This window comes from Streptomyces sp. CBMA123 (assembly GCF_014596465.1).
GTDB lineage: Bacteria > Actinomycetota > Actinomycetes > Streptomycetales > Streptomycetaceae > Kitasatospora.
Map to the genome: position 1 here is coordinate 1 of NZ_MECK01000571.1, position 450 is coordinate 450.

General features: G+C 81.8%; 1 protein-coding gene. It reads left to right on the top strand.

Going from position 1 to position 450, the window contains the following annotated elements; genetic code table 11:
- Positions 1-450, top strand: a 450-nt coding sequence (locus BG452_RS37495) for a hypothetical protein (RefSeq protein ID WP_188308817.1), incomplete at both ends; no start/stop codon positions are given.

Below are 450 nucleotides of genomic sequence, written 5' to 3' on the forward strand. Positions count from 1 at the left end.
CCGGCGGGCACGCCGTGGGTCCTGGACGGCCTGCTGCCCGACGGCCTGGCGCTCGTGCCCTGCCCCGAGGCGGCCGGGCCGCCCGCGGCCGGGCAGGTGGCCGTCGCCGTCCGGGCCGCCGTCCACGGGGGCAGCACCGGCGCGGCGGGGGTGGTGACGGCGGTCGGTGACGGCGTGTCGGACCTGCGCCCGGGCGACGGGGTGTTCGGCGTGCTGCCCGCGGGGCCGAAGGCGGCCGCCGACCGGCGTCTGCTGGCCCCGCTGCCCGACAGCTGGTCGTTCGAGGCTGCTGCCGCCCTGGCCGCTGACTTCGTTCCCGCCCGGCAGGCCCTCGGTCGCGCACCGGCCGGCCGGACCGTCCATGTGCACGCCACCGCGGCCGGACCGGCCACCGCCGCCGTCGAGCTCGCCCTGCGGCTGGGCGCCGAGGTGGCCGCCACGGCGCCCGAC